Below are 17,205 nucleotides of genomic sequence, written 5' to 3' on the forward strand. Positions count from 1 at the left end.
TGAACAGAGAAGGCGATCCCCGCCACGTCGGCTGTCCAGCCGCGCGGCGGAGTCGATGCGTCAGCGAATGTTGAAGCCCGTGCTGGCGGACCACCATTTGAGGATCGCATCGCGGTCCTTGAGCGCCTGGACAAGGTCGAGCTTGAGCTGCTTTGCCTCCTCCAGCGACGGTAGCCCATCCGGTGATGCGAGATCCTTGCGAACCGAGTAGGCCTTCGCCTGGAGCAGGTCGGTCTGGGCCTGCTTGCCGAGCGCATGCTCGACGAACAACTTCGCCGCGTTGGGATGCGGAGCCATCTTGCTGACCGCGACCGCATTGAACTGCGCGACAGCACCAGATTCGGGAATCTTCACCGCGACCGGAACGCCCTGACCGAGCAATCCGGCAGTGGCGTTCGAATTTGTGAAAAAGTCGATCGGGCGCTCCCCGGTCTGCAGCTTCGTGGTCAGCACACCCATCGATGCGACGAGCTCAGTGTTGATCTTGCGCAGCCCCTTGAGGATAGCCCCGCCCTTGTCCTGGCCGTAGTGCTGGTAGAGCGCGGCGATGACAGCGAAGGTCGCCGAAGACGAGGCCGGGTTCGTGGTTGCAACGAGACCGTCCCATGCAGCGGGTGGCTCGATATAATCCGTCCAATCTCTGGGCGTCGGGTTCTTGCCGATCTGGTCTTTGTGCCAGGCGAAGAGGCAAAGCTGCCCGTTGCCGCGGAAATAATTGCCGGTGGCGGGGATCGCTGAGCTGAGCAGGCTGGCCTTCTCGCCGAAATTGATCGGGCCAAGCATGCCGGCGCCGTCCGCGGTGATGATCGTGTCTTCGGCCTGCCAGAACACATCCATGACCGGCCGCTCGGCCCGGTTTTCCGAGATAAAACGGTTGAGGATCTGCCAGGCGTCGCCCGTCGCCGTGGTGACCTTGATCTTCGGATATGCGGCGTTGAAGCTCTTCACCATGATCTGCACGGTGAAGAGATCGCCATAGATGACCAGCTGCCCTTCCTTTTCCGCGGCTTCGACGAGGGCAGCATCGGAGGTCTGCGCCACCGCCCCTCGGCCTGCGAGAGCCAACGCCGCAGATGACATCGCTGCCGTGCGAAGCAAGGTCCGGCGATCGATCTTGTAGCTCATCTCATTCCTCCCTTTGGTTTCTGACGGCCGATTGGTTCGTTGCCGTTGCGGCGTCAGGGTTGCTGCGGATCGACCTCATGGTCGCGGCGGTGATGACGCAAACCGGGCACCTCGGCGTAATCGAGTGCGTAGCTAAAGCCGTAGTGCCCCGCCGAGCGGATCGTCCCGGCTTGGCTGAGGATTTCGGTTATCGACGCGAATTCGCCCGCCATCCGCCAGCGCGAGAACCCTTCGACAACAGCAATGCCGAGCCGCTCGTCACCGGGCGGGCAGGGGGGTGGCACCCCGCCCGCGCGGATCGGCACCCCCCAATCGACCGCGCCGATATGGGCCGCCGTGACCGAAAGAAGGCATGTCAATCGATCGGCGATTTGTGCGGGCGCGCCGTCTTCGGCACGCAAATCGAGCAGGAAGGTCGCTACGGCACTGCCGGTTCCGGCCCCGGCGCTGCCAAGAACGCGGCAATGGTGGGCGATGCGGTCGCGATAATGCGGGCGGATGGCCTTGAAAAACTCTGTCTCGAAGACCTTGCGCTCGGCCGCACCCGGGCCGGTGAGGCGATCCAGATCCCTCATGCCGTAGAATGCGAAGTTCGGCGGCAGGATGCCTTGTCCCTCGCCATAGCGTCTCGCCCAGAGAATGCCGCCTTCACCGAGATAGGCGAGATGCTCCGCAAGGTGGTCACGCGCATGCATCAGCTCGAAAGCCGCGGCCACGTCGGGAGCGATGCCAGCCCACATGGCGAAGAAGCCGTTTCCCGCCTTCAGCATGGCCTCGTATCCTCGAGCGGAAGCACGGAGATCATGCAGCCTCCGCGATCAGGTGCAGGTATTCGGGCTCGACGGTGAGGCTCAACCCTTCGCCGGTGCAGAAGCTGCGCATGCCCAGGGTCATCACAGTGAGCCGGCCGATCGGTGTTTGGACGAGCAGTTCTCGCCGGTCGCCGATGAAGGTTGTTTCCTCCACACGCCCCGTTAGTCCTTCCGCATCAACCGGGCCGATGCGCCATGCCTCCGGCCGGACCATAGCCAGAGCGCGCCCTCCGCCATCCATTCCAGACACTTGGCCGCTCGCAAGGACGTGTCCGCCGTCGGCGACGACCTCGAGCCCGCCCGCGGTCGGGCGGGCGGTGACGGGAAACAGATTGGCCTTGCCCAGGAAGTCGGCGACGTATCGGACTTGTGGCCGGAAATAGAGTTCCTCCGGAGCGCCGCGCTGTACGATCTTGCCCTTGTCGAACAGAATGATCTCGTCGGCGAGCGACATGGCCTCTTCCTGATCGTGGGTCACAAAGAGGATCGTCGCGCCGAGCCTTCTTTGCAGTTGCCTGATCTCATGCCGCATCTCGATGCGCAGCTTGGCGTCGAGGTTCGAGAGCGGCTCATCCATCAGGATCAACCGCGGGTCGGCCACGAGGCAGCGCGCGATGGAAACGCGCTGCTGCTGTCCGCCGGAGAGCTGCGTCGCGCCGCGGTCGATCTGCTGACCCAGTCCGACCGAGGTCAATGTGGCGCGGGCTCGCTCCGCCACCTCGGCCGCCGGACGCTTCTTCGCCCGCAGCGGCAATGCGACGTTCTCCAGGACCGTCATATGCGGCCAGATCGCATAGGACTGAAAAACCATGCCCAGATCGCGCCGCGCCGGTGGCAGGTCGATACCGCGGGCGGAGGCGAAGACGGTCTGGCCGCCTATCGAGATCTGTCCCGAGGTCGGCTGCTCAAGTCCGGCGATACAGCGCAGGGTGGTCGTCTTGCCGCAGCCGCTGGCTCCGAGGAGCACCGAGATCGCGCCTTCGCGGAACTCGATAGACAGATCGTCGATCGCTCGCACGGAGCCGAAATGCTTTGACAGGCTTGAGACGACGACGCTCATCCGAATGGATCCGATCTCATGGCACCACCATGGCTTTGCGGCGGTTGATCAGGCCCACGGCCGCCATTACCCCCACCCCCATCACGAGCTGCAGCAGCGAAAGCGCCGCGACCTGCGAAAATTGCCCGATCGACCAGGTGTCGAAGGAGAGAATCGAGAGTGTGCGTGTTTCCGCCGTGTAGAGCGGCAGAACGATCGAAAGCTCGGAAACGAAGATGCTGTAGACCATCACCCAACTGGCCACGATGCTCGGCAGGACGAGCGGCAGCGTGATCCTGCGCAGCGTGCCCGCCCAGCTCAGGCCGCAGATGCGCGCGCTCTCCTCCAGTTCGGGGTGGACCTGGATCAGGCTGCTCGAAATCGAACGTACCGAGTAGCTGGCATAGCGCCCGATCAGCGCCACGATGATGATCCAGATCGTTCCGTAGAGTCCCCCCGGTACCCAGAGCCAGAAGAAGAAGACACCGAGCGCGAAAGCGAGACTGGGGACCGACATCGGCAGCAGGACCACGTCTTCGATCAGCTGCTTGCCCAGCATGCGTGAGCGGGTCGTCACCCACGCGATCAGGATTCCGAGGACCGTCGTTGCCGTCGCCGCGACCACGGTGATGATCAGCGAGTTGGCGAGAGTGGTGCGAACGTCGACGGTCTCGACCAGAAACTGCATATGCTTCCAGGTGAAGATCCCGGACCATGCGTAGGTCGAGAAGGCCGCGGCCGTGATCAGCGCCACAGGTGCCAGCACCGTCAGAACGAGATAGAGCCAGATCACCGCCGCGACCGCGATGCGCAAGCTGCCGAGCATCACGAGCCGGGACTTGAACCCCTTGCCGCTGAGCGTGACGTAGGACCGGCCGCGCAGCATGCGGCGCTGAATCGCGTTGGCACAGACGGAGAGCAGCATCAGGTAGATCGCCAGAACAGCAACGATGCCGGCGTCCGGCGGATATTGTTGCAGTTCGAGATAGATGCGCGAGGTGACGAGATAGATCTCGCGGGCCATGCCGAGCAGGACCGGCGTCCCGAAGAGTCCGATGCCCACGACGAAGGCGAGGACCGCGCCCGACAGGATCGCTGGCGCGACGACGGGCAAGGTTATCACCAGCATGGTGCGCAGGCGGCTCAAGCCGGCGACCTGGCCCGCCTCCTCAAGGGTCGGATCCATATTCCGGAGCGCGCCGGCGACGATCATCATCACGTAAGGGGCGATGTAGATGCCCATCACCCAGATGATTCCGAGATAGGAATAGACGTTGAAGGGCTGACCGAGGTCGAGCCAGCGGAAGGACAGATTCAGGAGACCGATGCGCGGTGCGCCGATGAGGATCCAGGCGAAAGCGCCGATGAAAGGCGGGATGAAAATCGGCATCGCCGCCGCCTTTTCGAGGAATTGACGGCCCGGCACATCCGTGCGCACCAGGCACCAGGCCAGCAGCGTGCCGATGACGGCCGCGAGCAGCATCGAACCGATCGAGACAACGAGCGTATTGCCCATCGCGACCCAATAGCTCGCATCGCCCAGCACCTTCTGAAAGGACCCCAGGCTGGCGGATGATCGTCCGCCCTCCACCGCGACGAAACCTCGCAAGATGAGCGCGAGCAAGGGCAGCACGACCAGGACGGCCAGCACCGCCAGTAGAAGCGCAAGCCAGCCAAGCCTCTGCGCCAGCCGAGGTGACCAGGAGCGATGAGGCGGCTCGGCCGCGACAGGGAGTGCGCTCTGAGAGATGGCTTCGTTTCCTGTACGGGGTTCAGTCAGGCCGAGCGCCTGAGTGCCGCGATTTCATCCTGGTAAGGCGATGCGCTGCCGTTCAAAATTTCGTCCATCGTCACGGCCCGGCCCAGCCTGCCGGACTCCACTGGCGCATAGGCCAAGGCGACATCCGCCATTGCTTCGGCACCCGTGACCTCGGGCGCCGTGCCCTGCCGGATGCAATCGGCGAGCTCGTGAAGTTGAAGTGCCAGCAGCTTTTGGTCGACGTCGTTGAATCCGAAGTCGTAGCGCCAGGGCCGCGCATCGCCGAACAGCGTCGCGGCAACGGGGTTCAATCGGTAGCTCGGAGCAAAATCGAGGATGCGCTCGTCCGTGATGGACAGGCCGCCGTCGAGGTGCAGCACTACCGGTCTGCCATTGCGGTCACCTGGGGCGGCAATCGAGCCTTTGGCTCCGTAGATCACGCGTTCGTCGCGCGGCAGACCATGGCCGGCGCGGTCCAGCACCCACTGGCAAATGGCGCCGGATGCGAAGCGGATCTGCGCATAGATGGCGTCCTCGCCGGTCGCCTTCGTAATGGCCGGAAGCTGTGAACGGGCGCCCCACCAGCTGTCCCGCTGGGCTGCTGCGGCATCCACCTGCGGCTGTGGCCGCCGCAGAGGCTCGTGCAGCCTGCTTTCGCCGTAAACGCTGACAATCTCGCCGAGGTAGAACCGAATGATGTCGGCGTTGTGCACGCCGGAATCGACGATGACCGTCCCGGTATGCTTGAAGTGGCGCCATGGCGCCGTCACGATGAGGTCGGTACCGCCGATCGACTCCTCTCGCATCAGGCGAGGGGCGCCGATTGCACCGTCATCGATCAGAGCTTTGACCAGCCGGTTCATCGGGTCCCGGCGAAAGTTTTCCGCGACCGACACAATCCGACCTGCCGTCCGGCCAGCCTCAATGATTTCGCGACACTCGGCGACGGTCAGGCCAAGTGGTTTCTCGCAGAGGACATGCAAGCCGGCTCCCAAGCAGGCACGTGAAACCGACAGATGAGAGCCCGCGTCGGTTGTAATGTCGGCTGCCTCCAGCCCGGGCACCGAGGCGACCATCTCCGCCACGCTGGTGAAGGCAGGCGGGCGAGAGCCCGTTAGCGAGCCGGCTTCGTCGGCCAGGGCATTTGCAAGGCTGGCGTCGAGATCGCAAACAGCAGCTAGCTCGATATTGCCGTGACCGCTGTCCCGGAGCTTTGCATAGCCGTGGAGATGGCGACGCCCCATCCCGCTGCAGCCCACCGCAGCATACTTCACTCGCTGCATCACGAACCTCCCGGGCGGCTCCTTGGCCGACGGGAGAAACGTGAACACATCCTTGAACCGATTTCAATATGAAAACTGGTATGGTATTCCGGTTTTGTGTTTTATCCTGACTTGGGTCGCACGAGACCGAGAAAGCGCTCCGCCATGCCTTCAGCTTCGGCGACCACGGCCCTGCTTGGCATCTGGCACGATGTCGAGGACAGCTATGTCGAGGAATATCTGCGTTGGCATAGCTTCGAGCATCTGCCGGAACGCCTCGCATTGCCGGGTTTCGTCTCGGCGGAGCGTCACGAACTGATCGAGGGACCGGGCCAACGCTTCTGTTGCTTCCTGGACGTCAGGGATCGCGAAGCTTTCCGGTCGCCGGACTACCAAGCCCGCCTCGACTCGCCAACCGAATGGACACGCCGCTTGATGCCGCGCTACTCGCGCATTCACCGTGCCCTGTGCGAGAAGCGATGGGAAATGGGAACTGGCCTGTCAGGCGTTAGTGCGTGCATCCGCATTGCAAGCAACGGCGACGAAACACTAAGGACCCAGCTCCATACAATCTGTTCTGGCTTACTGGAACAGCAGGCGATTGCGCGGGCGCGGCTTGGCGAGATTGATCAAGTACTGACGAATATCGAAAGCGAGGAAAAGCGTCTTCGCCGTAACGAGGACGCCGGCGGCTACGACCTTGTCCTGCTCGTGGAAGGGCTGTCAGTCCCAGCCATGCGCAGCACAGTGCATAGCCTTGCGGCAGTGCCGCTGGCACAAAAACTTCGCCATGAGGCGTCGATCTACAGCCTATCCTTTTCGCTACGCAGTGCTGGTCAATTTGCGCCATGGCCCGCATCCAATAGCAGGCCATTCGACAGCGAATGGTTTTGTCACCAAGGCCGGCTAACCTACTAACGTTCGTCGCCACCCGGCCTTCAGGCGCGGATCGGTTTCGCATTATCGTTTGCGGCGCCAGTCAATATGTAGCGCGGCCACCGGACACATCGAAAGTGAAGCCCGTCGTAAAGCTGCATTCGCGGCTGGCTGCGAATGCAGCTGTGGCAGCGATCTCCTCGACCGTGAGAAAGCGGTTCATCGGAATCTTCGCTCTGGCCGCCGCGGTGAACTCGGGAGTCTGCTGCTTCAGAAGGTCCGTCTCGGCGATGACCGGAGCGATGCAATTCGCAAGCACACCGCTTTCGACCAGTTCGCGGGCCAGCGATTTGGTGAAGCCGATGACCCCGGCCTTTGCCGCCGAGTAGGCGCTCAGCCCCGCTCCCCCTTCTTTGCCGGCGATCGAGGCGATGTTGACGATGCGGCCATAGCGTCGCTCGATCATATGCGGAACAGCTGCCCTGCAGCAGAAGAAGACCGAGTTCAGATCCACTGCCAGCACCTTGTGCCAGGCGTCGACGGGGTAGTTCCAACTCTTCTCGATCGGCCCATTGATGCCGGCGTTGTTGACGAGAATATCGACTTGGCCGAGTTTCTCCAACGACGCTGCGAACGCTGCCTCGATCGAGGAAAGATCCGAAACGTCGGCCTCCCGAAGATCGGCTGGCTCGAAGCCCGCCATATGTCGGTCGAAGCTACTCCAGTCCAGGTCCCAGAGTGCTACGCGCGCTCCCTCGGCTGCCAGCCGCTTGGCGATTCCGAGCCCGATTCCGCGCGCCGCACCGGTGACGATCGCCGTCTGCCCTTCGAACCTCACGATCGAGCCCTCGCTTTTTCGCTCTTGAATTTTTGCGCGGCATCGCGCCCGACGACATAACCGAACGTCATGGCTGGCCCAAGATTGATGCCGCCGGCGGGATAAGTACCCCCCATTATGCTCGCCATATCGGCACCGACGGCGAATAGCCCGGGAATCGTGCGGCCTTCTGCGTCGAGGACATTCGCTCGCGCGTCAGTCTTCAATCCGGCGAATGTCCCGAGACTGCCCGGCACGATCCTGACGGCGTAGAAAGGACCCCGCTCGATCGGCGCCACGGAAGGATTGGGTTTGACGGTCGCGTCGCCACCCATCCGATTATACGGAGTCTCACCGCGGTGAAACTGCGGATCGCGGCCGTGCGCGGCCGTCTTGTTGTAGCGCGCCACCGTTTCAGCCAGCCCGTCCCGGTCGATGCCGCAGTTATGTGCGAGTTCGGAAAGCGTCTTCCCGCGCTTGAGGTAGCCGCTGGCGATGTAGGGAGCGAGCGGCAGCGGCGCAGGCTTTGCGAAGCCAAGGCCGTAGCGGCGCTGAAAGCGGTGGTCGCAAATGAGCCAAGAGATCGGCTCCGCACCCGCCGGAATGGCCTTCAACAGCGCATCGACATAGTCGTAATAGCTGTCTGCCTCATTGACGAACCGACGGCCATCGGCCGTGACGGCGATCAGACCCGGCTTCGCCCGCTCCGCCAAGTGGGGAAAATGACCGAATGAACCGTCCTTACGCGGCACGAGCGAAACCGGTGCCCAGGCGCAAGGCGCGGCGAGCCGAGCATCAACCAGCGCGCCAACGCTTTCGCCGAGCCGTAAGCCGTCGCCCGTATTGGTGGACGGCGCTGCCGACCAATGTGCGCGACCTTCGGGATTGTGAGGCACGAGCTGTTTCAATCGCTCATAGTCATGCGGGAAGCCTCCACAGGCCAGAACAACCCCCGCCCGTGCCCTGATGCGGATTTCCTGGCCATCCTGTTCGACGGCAGCGCCTGTCACAACGCCGTCCCGGCTCAGCAAGCGACGGGCCGGCGCTTGCGTCCGCAAGTCCACGCCGAGATCATCGGCCGACTTGAGGAGCCGCGCCGCCAGCGCGTTGCCGTTGACGAGCTGTGCCCCCCGGCCCTGAAGCGCAAGATCCAGAGCATGCCGGCCGATGCGCCGAGCGACGTGAGCGAAAGACTTCCACGAGCGAGCTGCATTGAGGAAGTGCGCGAAATCGGCACCTGAGGCGATGCCCATGCCAAGCAGCGAGATCTCCGGCAGCGGTGGTCGCAATTTGCCGGCCAGCGGCCCGAGCTCCCGTCCATCGTAAGGAGCGGCGCAGACTGAGCGCCCGCCCTGTGCAGCACCCGGAGTGTTGCCGTGCATGTCCGGAATCTTGTTGCCATCGATGAACTGGACGACGGTGTGTTGGCGGAAAAAGGCGACCATCTCGGGCGCCGCAGCGAGGAAGGCGTCGATGCGGGCCTCCTCGTAGTGGTTGCCAAGCTCGTGGCGCAGATAGGTCCGAATGGTTTGCTGATCCTCCGCTATTCCGGCCTCTTGGGCGAGTGGGTTGCGCGGCACCCACATCCAGCCGCCGGACCAGGCGGTGGTGCCACCGAAGACCGGCTCTTTCTCGACCACGATAACCTCAAGCCCGTGCCAGGCTGCGGCGACGGCGGCCGAAAGGCCACCGGCCCCGGAGCCGATGACCAAAAGGTCGCAAGCCTCCTCGGAAAGAACGCTCATATCCATCTGATCTCGAACCTGATGATGGCGAACGATGCTTCAGGCGGGCGCGCTGACCGCGACTGCTTGAAGCATCGCCTCGGTCCTTTCCCGCAGCATCCGCGCGCGCGCCACGGCGGGCATCGTTTTCGCGAGCTCTGCCATGGGGATCTCAACGCTGATCGGCAGATCAGGGGGAATAGCCTTTAGCATCCCAGTCAGATCAAGACCGCCGTCGCCAGGGGGCAGCCGCGCCTGTCGCGCCTGGTAGATCATCGTTTCGGCGTCCTTCGGGCGCTCCGCCGGCAAGTCGCAGATCTGAAAATAGCAATGCAGATGCTTCGGCATCGCCGCCACATCCGCAGCCGTTTCACCGGCGCGGTCAACATGGATCGCATCGACGATGATGTAGCCGTTTGCCGGATTCGTCGCCTCGACGATGCGCCGAGCGGATGCCAGCGTTTTGACCCCGGTCCATGGCATGAACTCCAAACCCATGCCGATCCCGAAGGGGGCCCCGAGCTCACAGATCTCGGCGAAGCGGTCGGTCATGAACGGCTCGTCCTCGACATCGCCGGCGACCAGCACGAATTTGCCGCCCAGCTTCGCACCTGTCTCGATCACCGGCAGGAAATCGGTCAGGAGCGTGTCGCGGTTGATACGGAGGATCTCGAAATCGAACAGGCCGACGCCGGTCTCGGCGATCCGCCGCTGCGTCTCGCGAAACATCGTTGTGTCGCCAATCATCGGGAACTGCGCCTCCTTGCCCGGCGACGCAGGGGACAGGCGCAGGCTGGCATGGCTGTAACCAGCTTCGGCGGCGGCGCTGATCACGTCCGGTGGGTCGAGCTCGATGACGGTCAGGTGAGCAAGCGAAATCGGGCGATTCATGCCTTGATGTCCTGGTTGCGGTAATAGGCGAGGGTGGCGGCGATCCCCTCCGCGAGCCTGGTTTCGGGGAGGCCGGGCAGAAGCGAGGCAATGTCGTCTGGCGCAAGCTCGGGTGCGATAGGCATCGGCTGCCCTCGCGAACCGATCTTGGCTCCGGGTACCTGCCGCGTGATTTCGGCGATAACCTCGTCGATGGTCACGGTCCTGCCCGCAAGGGTGAAGACGTGGGCGCCCGACGAGGTGCTCATGAGCGCCGCCTCGAATGCCGCCGCCACATCGTCGACGTAGACGAGTCCGGACGGGCCGACATAGTCGATCTCGTAAGGCAGGCCTTGCACCGCTGCCCGACAGGCCAAGGTAGGCCCTGCACTCGCACCGGCCTCGCCGCGGCCCGGCCCATAGACGATGTAGGGCCGGAAGCCGACGCTCGGCATGCTGTGATCCGCCCAGTACGCCCTGGCGCTGCCCTCGCAGGCGAGCTTGAACGCACCGTAATGGGTTGTTGGAAAGGGAGTACTGCCGCTGTCAGGACCGAAGACGCCGGCCGAGCTCGCATAAACGACGCGTACCATGCGCTGGCGCAAGGCCGCCTCGAAGACGTTAAGCGTGCCGATCAGGTTGATCTCGGCACCTCGAACTGGATCGGCCCGGCAGGCCGGCGTCAGGATGCCGGCCATCGCAATCGCGCGGTCACATCCCTCGGCCGCGGAATGCACGAGAGTGCCATCGCGCACGTCGCCGACCCGCCATTCCACGCGGGCAGCGAGATCTCCCAGAATGTTCCGCACGGCGCCGCTGTCAGAGGCAATGTCGAGAACCCGTACCTCCGCGCCCCGCGCCAGAAGTCGACGGATCAGCCATGCGGCTATGAAGCCGGTGCCGCCGGTCATGAACACTCGCATGACGCCGCGCCCTCAGCTCAATGGGGAAAAGGCGGTCGGCAGATAGATGGCCGAGCTCAGGCTGGTCAGATGCGCCGGCCCGCCCTTCGGCGGCCAAATGCCTCGCTCGACGGATTCGGCCCGCTTGGCCATGCGCTCGTCGAGCGAAGCGAACGGCCAGATATGGAGGAAGCGCGGCAGTGAGCCATCGATGGCATACATGGCCCCAAGCAGAGGCGACACCTTTGCGCGCTCCGGTACCGCATCTCTCCAGAGATCCATCGTCGGCTTGAGGCCCGATGCCTTCACGCCGTATACGCGGATTTCATAGACGGGGCCGTGCTTGCCGGGCTCGATCGGCGGAACGAAGTCGAACGGCATATAGGTCGTTGTCTCGAATTCGCGAAAATGCTCGGCCGCCCCGAAGAGGCTGCCATCCACGAGAGCCCGCGAGCGGTCCTCCGCTAGCGCAGCGTCTTCGTCGTAAGACTGGAGGATCAAAATCTGATTCAGCACGCCGATCTCGGCGGTAAAGCAGCCTAGCAGCCTTCCCGAAAGACTCTTGCCGGTGAGCGACGCCTCGATTCCAGCGAGAACCTTCGGCAGGCCTCCAACTTCCGGCGTGATCCTGGTGACAGCGTAGCGCATCGGCTTCCTCCCAATCCATGGCGACAGGACATAGCCGGATCGCGCCAACAATGAAAGTTCATTCTGGAATTCTATTTCAGATTTGAATATACGACTGACAAGACCCTGGTTCGCAGGGCGAGAGTCGGCGGGCAGTTCCGGCCGCCTCGACGCAAATTTGCGCTTGGCCGAAAGGGACCAGGCGCCGCCAAGGAGAGGAAGTCAGTCGTGGCCAGATCATCTGGATCAATCGCGTTGGCGAAAGGGGAAACCGAAAAGCTCTACGACCTGATCGTGATTGGCGGCGGCGGAGCTGGGTTGTCAGCGGCGCTGTTCGGTGTCCTTCGCGGCGCACGCGTGCTGTTGCTCGAAAGCACCGAGTATGTCGGGGGGACCACGGCCTTTTCAGGCGGTACGATCTGGATCCCTAACACGCTCCACGCCGCTGCGGTCGGCGCCCAAGATAGTGTCGAACAGGCCGAAATCTTTCTCCATAATGCGCTCGGGAACTATGCGTCCGGCGATGCGATCCGCGCGTTCCTGACTGCCGGCCCCCGTGCTGTCGAAGTGCTCGACCGCGAGACGGACGTGAAGCTGCGGCCTCATCCCTTGCATCCGGATTACCTGTCCGAACTACCGGGCGCGACGATGAAAGGTCGGGCCCTGGAGCCAATCCCCTTTGACGGCCGGCTGCTCGGCGACAATCTTGATTTGGTTCGCCCGCCGATTCCGGAGTTCACCATCCTTGGTGGGCTGATGGTCGACCGCGTGGATATCGGCCATCTGCTCAGTATGAAGAAATCTTGGGCGTCGTTGCGGTATTCGGCCTCTCTGGTCGCCCGCTACGCTCGCGATAGGCTTGGCCACAAACGTGGCGTCAGGCTCACGATGGGCAACGCTTTGATCGGGCGGCTCCTGCACTCCTTCCTAAAGCGAGGCGGCACGGTCTGGACGCAAGCGCGCGTTGATCAGCTGATCGAAGAAAAGGGGAAGATTGCAGGCGTCAGCCTGACCCGAAACGGCAAGCGTGAGAACATTCGCGCTGCCCAAGGCGTCATCCTCGCCTCAGGCGGCTTCAACCGGAACCCGACGCTGCGCAAGGAGCTCGTGCCCGATGTCGAGATTCACACACCTGGCGCGCCCGGTCATAAGGGCGCGGCAATCGAGCTTGCACTGGGCGTAGGCGCTCGCATTGGCGATCGCAATATGGAGAACGTGTTTTGGGCGCCGGTATCGATCCGAAAGCGGTCCGACGGCAGCACCGCGGTATTCCCGCATTTCGTCTTCGACCGGGCCAAGCCTGGAACGCTGATCGTCAATAAGGCCGGCCGGCGCTTTTTCAACGAAAGCACCTCCTATCATCTCACCGGCAAGGCTATGATCGAGGCGAACCGCACCGACCCCTGCATTCCTGCCTACCTCATTGCGGATCATCAAGCGATCAAGACCTACGGCCTTGGGATGGTCCGCCCCGGCGGTAGCGGCATGTCCTTCCTTATAAAGGACGGATATCTGCTGAAGGGCGAAACGCTGGTCGAACTGGCACAGCGGCTCGGCATCGACGCGACCCAGTTGCAGAAGACGGTTGAGACCTTCAACGGCCATGCGGCCGCCGGTTTGGATCCGGATTTCGGCCGTGGCACGACCGCGTACGAGCGCAATCTGGGTGACCCGAAGAACGGCCCCAACCCGACCATGCGGCCACTGCAAAACGGACCGTTTTACGCCGTGAAGCTCTATCCCGGTGACATCGGAGCCAGCGCGGGGCTGGTTACGGATGCCCATGCCCGGGTGCTTGGCAAGAGTGGGCCGATCGGCGGCCTTTACGCCGTGGGCAACGACCAGAATTCGATCATGGCCGGCACCTATCCGGCGCCCGGGATCACGCTCGGCCCAGCGATCGCGTTTGCCTTCATCGCAGTCGAAGACGCGCTCGCTGCCTGATCGACTTGCGCGGCCTCGCGCTCCTTCTCGCTGCTTCGGAGTCATTATGTCAGAGCTGAAATTCACCAAGGTCTCGGCCGAAAACGGCATCCTGACCGTCACGATCAATCGCCCCCACGTGCTGAACGCGCTGAGCAACGACGCACACCATGAGCTGGCCGGCATCTTCGACCGCTTCGCCTCAGACCCCGTACTGCGGGTCGCGATCCTGACCGCCGCCGGCGAACGTGCCTTCTGCGTGGGGAGCGACCTCAAGGCCAAGGCGGAAGCTGGTACATCCGTCGAAGCCTCGCCGGCCACCGGTTTCGCCGGTCTCTGCATGCGCTTCGACCTCAACAAGCCTGTGATCGCTGCCGTCAACGGTCAAGCCTTCGGCGGCGGTGTCGAGATCGTGCTCGCATGCGATCTCGCGATAGCGGCTGAGCACGCAGTCTTCAGCCTGCCCGAGCCGCTAGTCGGTCTGGCTGCACTGGGCGGCGGCGGCCTGCAACGCCTTGCCCGGCAGGTGCCGCTGAAACAGGCTATGCGCCTCATCCTCACCGGGGAGCGCATTAGCGCTCAGCGTGCCGCAGAAATCGGCCTTATCAACGAGGTGGTGCCGGCGACCGAGCTGATGACGAAGGCCCAGGAGCTCGCGCGGCAGATCGTTCGCTGCGCGCCTCTTGCGATCGAAGCCTCCAAGGCCGTCGCGCTCTCGAGCCTCTCCTCCTCGCTGGAGCGCAGTATCCTCGACCAGCACCCGACCGCTGTCCGGCTGTGGGCTAGCCAGGATGCGATCGAGGGACCGAAGGCCTTCGCTGAAAAGCGACAGCCGGTCTGGCAGGGTCGCTGAAACGAGGATCGACCGATGCTCGAAAATTTCAGTGGCGCGACGCGCGTCTACTTCATTATCGGCCACCCCATCGCCCAGGTGAAATCTCCGTATGGCATGACCCGCCTGTTCGAGGAGAACGGCAAGGACGCTATTATGGTGCCGGTCGACATCCTGCCGGATGACGTGCCGGAATTTGTGACGCTGGCCAGCCGCCTCCTCAATTGCGACGGCATCTGCATCACCGTGCCGCACAAGTTTGCCGTGGTTCCGCATTGCCGCACGATGTCCAAGACCACCAAGGTGCTTGGCTCAGCGAATGTAATGCGGCGCAATGCAGATCATTCATGGCATGGCGACATGTTCGACGGGCCCGGCCATGTCGGGGCGATGCGGAAGAACGGGGCCAGGTTGGAGGGACAGCGTTCCTTGCTGATCGGAGCCGGTGGGGCCGGAAGCGCCATTGGCCTGGCGCTGCTTGACGCCGGGGTCCGCGAACTCGCTGTCCACGACACCGACGCGCGGCGACGGGATGCGCTGATTGCCAAGCTCGACGGCGCACACAGGGGCAAAGTGATAGCCGGTTCCTCCAACCCAGCCGGATTCGATACCGTCTCCAACGCATCGCCTGCCGGAATGAAGCCAGGCGACGGATCGCCGTTCGACATCGGCGGCCTGAAGTCCGCGACCTTCGTCAGCGATGTGGTGACCAAGCCGGCCCTAACGCCCTTGATAGAGGCGGCGCGCCGGATCGGCTGCCAGACCTCGACCGGCATCGAGATGTTCGAAGCCGAGACCTCGCTCATGCTCGACTTCTGGCTCGAAACCGCTGCCTGACGGCGCCATACAGGACACCGAGTATGACGACAAAATTGACGGGTGCCGGTCGTCTCGCCGGCGTGATCGGCTGGCCTGTCACACATTCGCGGTCGCCGCTTTTGCACGGTTACTGGCTCGAGCGCTACGGCATCGACGGAGCCTATGTCCCGCTCGCCGCCGAGCGGGATTTCGAGGGCGTGGTGCGCGGCTTGAGGGCAGCGGGATTTCGTGGCGCGAACGTCACAAAGCCCTGGAAGGAGGCGGCTTTCGCCCTCTGCGACGTTGTAGAAACCTCAGCGCGCCGGATCGGCGCCATCAACACCCTGGTCTTCGACGAGCGCGGCGTCGTCGGCAGCAATACGGACGGCTTCGGCTTCTTGGCAGGCCTCGGCGAAGCCGGCATCGCCGTGAGCGGCCAGCGCGCACTCGTTCTCGGGGCGGGCGGGGGCTCGCGTGCCGTGTGCCACGCCCTCGATGAGGCTGGTGCTCATGTAACCGTTACAAACAGGAGTCGCCGGCGCGCCGAGCAGGTCGCCGAGAATTTGCCGGGAATTGCTGTCATCGACTGGGAGCGGCGCAGCCAGGCTATTGGCAACTGCGATCTCCTTGTGAACACGACCTCGCTCGGCATGGCGGGCTCTGAGCCACTCGATATCGACCTGTCGAGGGGGAGGGCCACGCTATGCGTCTCCGACATCGTTTATGTGCCGCTAGAAACACCTCTGCTGCGCCAGGCCAGGCAAAGCGGCTACAAGACCGTCGACGGGGTCGCAATGCTCCTCCACCAGGCCCGCCCCGGTTTCAAGGCCTGGTTTGGGGTTGACCCCAGCGTCGACGACACTCTTCGTTCGCTCGTTCTCGCCACCCTCGGCCGCTGACGCGGCCCGGCTTCTCGCTCGCGGTGTTCCAAGAGCTGCAGGCTCAGGCGAAGATGTTAGGACGGGGCTCCCCCGGCTTATCAGCAGGCGGTCGAGGCGGCGGGCTGAGCTGACCCAATTCCTTCGTTGCTTCAAGCAACAACGGGCCGATCTGCTGCATGCGTTCTTCCGTCAAGCGAATGAACGGCCCTGCAACACTGATCGTCCCTGTGACTCGGGCATCCAAGGAGGATCGTATCGGAGCGGCTACCGCATTCATCCATTGCGAGAAGGTCTGCTGAGTCACGACGTAACCGAGCAACCGCGCTTCGCGAAGCCGCCTTCGGATGGCTTGGGCTGTTTGCGGAGCGTTGGGCCCGTACTCTTCCTTGGACCCATAGCCCTGCTTCTCGACCAAGGCGATCGCGTCCTCATCGGACATCGTTGAAAGCCAGGCCAATCCAGACGACGAGCATGAGAGCTTCGCCTCCTGTCCAGCCTCCGGATCGTAACGAAGACCGGCCGTGGCTCCTTGCGCCTTGGAGACGAAGATAAGCCGATCTTCATCAAGGATCGCGACACGAACCAGCTCGCCGCACTCCCGAGCGAGCCGGTCCAGCACAGGTTGCATCAGATCAGTGATGCCGTGAGCCTGGAGATAGCGCAGTCCCAGCGACGCAATCTTGGCCGTGAGTACATAGGAGCCGAACTCTCTGTCCTGCCGAACATAGCCTTCGTCAACCAGGCTCGCCAGAAGACGATGCGTTGCGCTGCGCGGGATTCTGATGGCGTCCGCCAGCTCATAAAACGGCATGCCACCAGGATGGCCAGCCAGAATCTCGATGATCCGCAAAGTGCGCTTCAGAATGCCATCCGGCCCGGCGTCCTTTTCCTTCGTCCTGGGCATCATTTTCTCCGAGGGGCCAAGAGGTCTCATCATAGCTTAGGCCCGGCCCAATTC

General features: G+C 63.3%; 16 protein-coding genes. 5 read left to right on the top strand and 11 right to left on the bottom strand.

The genetic code is table 11. The features are described 5' to 3' along the window. Positions 1–60: 60 nt before the first annotated feature. From BLQ70_RS09015 to BLQ70_RS09035, 5 genes are all read right to left on the bottom strand, one after another. Positions 61–1,125, bottom strand: coding sequence for an ABC transporter substrate-binding protein (locus BLQ70_RS09015; RefSeq protein WP_091856705.1), 1,065 nt, complete (start codon positions 1,123–1,125; stop codon positions 61–63). 53 nt (positions 1,126–1,178) lie between these two features. Beyond that, positions 1,179–1,895, bottom strand: coding sequence for a hypothetical protein (locus tag BLQ70_RS09020; protein WP_091856706.1), 717 nt, complete (start codon positions 1,893–1,895; stop codon positions 1,179–1,181). 31 nt (positions 1,896–1,926) lie between these two features. Then, on the bottom strand, positions 1,927–2,997 hold the full coding sequence (locus tag BLQ70_RS09025; protein ID WP_091856707.1) for an ABC transporter ATP-binding protein: 1,071 nt from the start codon (positions 2,995–2,997) through the stop codon (positions 1,927–1,929). 16 nt (positions 2,998–3,013) lie between these two features. Further along, on the bottom strand, positions 3,014–4,627 hold the full coding sequence (locus BLQ70_RS09030; protein WP_244492961.1) for an ABC transporter permease: 1,614 nt from the start codon (positions 4,625–4,627) through the stop codon (positions 3,014–3,016). A 125-nt stretch (positions 4,628–4,752) separates the two neighbouring features. Beyond that, positions 4,753–6,018: a Gfo/Idh/MocA family protein gene (locus BLQ70_RS09035; protein ID WP_139163507.1), complete on the bottom strand. Its 1,266-nt coding sequence runs from the start codon at positions 6,016–6,018 to the stop codon at positions 4,753–4,755. Between the two features lie 144 nt (positions 6,019–6,162). Here BLQ70_RS09035 and BLQ70_RS09040 point away from each other — a divergent pair, with 144 nt between their 5' ends. Continuing rightward, positions 6,163–6,915 carry a DUF4286 family protein gene (locus BLQ70_RS09040; protein ID WP_091856710.1) on the top strand — a complete coding sequence of 251 codons (753 nt, stop codon included), beginning with the start codon at positions 6,163–6,165 and terminating at the stop codon, positions 6,913–6,915. Between the two features lie 61 nt (positions 6,916–6,976). Here the strand turns inward: BLQ70_RS09040 and BLQ70_RS09045 are convergent, their stop codons facing one another. The 5 genes from BLQ70_RS09045 to BLQ70_RS09065 are packed head-to-tail and all read right to left on the bottom strand — an operon-like array spanning position 6,977 to position 11,834. Further along, positions 6,977–7,711, bottom strand: coding sequence for an SDR family NAD(P)-dependent oxidoreductase (locus BLQ70_RS09045; RefSeq protein ID WP_244492963.1), 735 nt, complete (start codon positions 7,709–7,711; stop codon positions 6,977–6,979). Beyond that, a complete protein-coding gene (locus BLQ70_RS09050; RefSeq protein WP_210184268.1) occupies positions 7,708–9,441 on the bottom strand; it encodes an FAD-dependent oxidoreductase in 1,734 nt (577 codons plus the stop codon). Before BLQ70_RS09050 ends, BLQ70_RS09045 begins: the two co-directional genes overlap by 4 nt. 33 nt (positions 9,442–9,474) lie before the next feature. After that, positions 9,475–10,305: a sugar phosphate isomerase/epimerase family protein gene (locus BLQ70_RS09055; protein WP_091856711.1), complete on the bottom strand. Its 831-nt coding sequence runs from the start codon at positions 10,303–10,305 to the stop codon at positions 9,475–9,477. After that, positions 10,302–11,195: an NAD-dependent epimerase/dehydratase family protein gene (locus tag BLQ70_RS09060; RefSeq protein ID WP_244511962.1), complete on the bottom strand. Its 894-nt coding sequence runs from the start codon at positions 11,193–11,195 to the stop codon at positions 10,302–10,304. The genes BLQ70_RS09055 and BLQ70_RS09060 overlap by 4 nt, the downstream gene beginning before the upstream one ends. Before the next feature lie 24 nt (positions 11,196–11,219). Continuing rightward, positions 11,220–11,834 (bottom strand): NIPSNAP family protein, encoded by a 615-nt coding sequence (locus BLQ70_RS09065; protein WP_091856713.1) that lies wholly within the window; start codon positions 11,832–11,834, stop codon positions 11,220–11,222. A 234-nt stretch (positions 11,835–12,068) separates the two neighbouring features. Here BLQ70_RS09065 and BLQ70_RS09070 point away from each other — a divergent pair, with 234 nt between their 5' ends. Genes BLQ70_RS09070 through BLQ70_RS09085 form a run of 4 tightly spaced genes read left to right on the top strand, consistent with a single transcriptional unit; the run spans position 12,069 to position 16,265 of the window. Then, positions 12,069–13,757 (top strand): FAD-dependent oxidoreductase, encoded by a 1,689-nt coding sequence (locus BLQ70_RS09070; protein ID WP_244511963.1) that lies wholly within the window; start codon positions 12,069–12,071, stop codon positions 13,755–13,757. Positions 13,758–13,803: 46 nt separating this feature from the next. Beyond that, a complete protein-coding gene (locus tag BLQ70_RS09075) occupies positions 13,804–14,589 on the top strand; it encodes an enoyl-CoA hydratase-related protein (RefSeq protein WP_091856714.1) in 786 nt (261 codons plus the stop codon). Positions 14,590–14,604: 15 nt separating this feature from the next. Beyond that, complete coding sequence (locus tag BLQ70_RS09080) at positions 14,605–15,405, top strand: shikimate dehydrogenase family protein (RefSeq protein WP_091856715.1); 801 nt, start codon at positions 14,605–14,607, stop codon at positions 15,403–15,405. Between the two features lie 23 nt (positions 15,406–15,428). Continuing rightward, positions 15,429–16,265: a shikimate dehydrogenase gene (locus BLQ70_RS09085; protein WP_091856716.1), complete on the top strand. Its 837-nt coding sequence runs from the start codon at positions 15,429–15,431 to the stop codon at positions 16,263–16,265. 43 nt (positions 16,266–16,308) lie between these two features. On the opposite strand, the gene BLQ70_RS09090 is transcribed toward BLQ70_RS09085, so the two are convergent. Next, positions 16,309–17,151 (bottom strand): IclR family transcriptional regulator, encoded by an 843-nt coding sequence (locus tag BLQ70_RS09090; protein ID WP_091857108.1) that lies wholly within the window; start codon positions 17,149–17,151, stop codon positions 16,309–16,311. Positions 17,152–17,205: the final 54 nt, after the last annotated feature.

The sequence above is a fragment of the Allobosea robiniae genome (genome assembly GCF_900102525.1).
GTDB lineage: Bacteria > Pseudomonadota > Alphaproteobacteria > Rhizobiales > Beijerinckiaceae > Allobosea > Allobosea robiniae.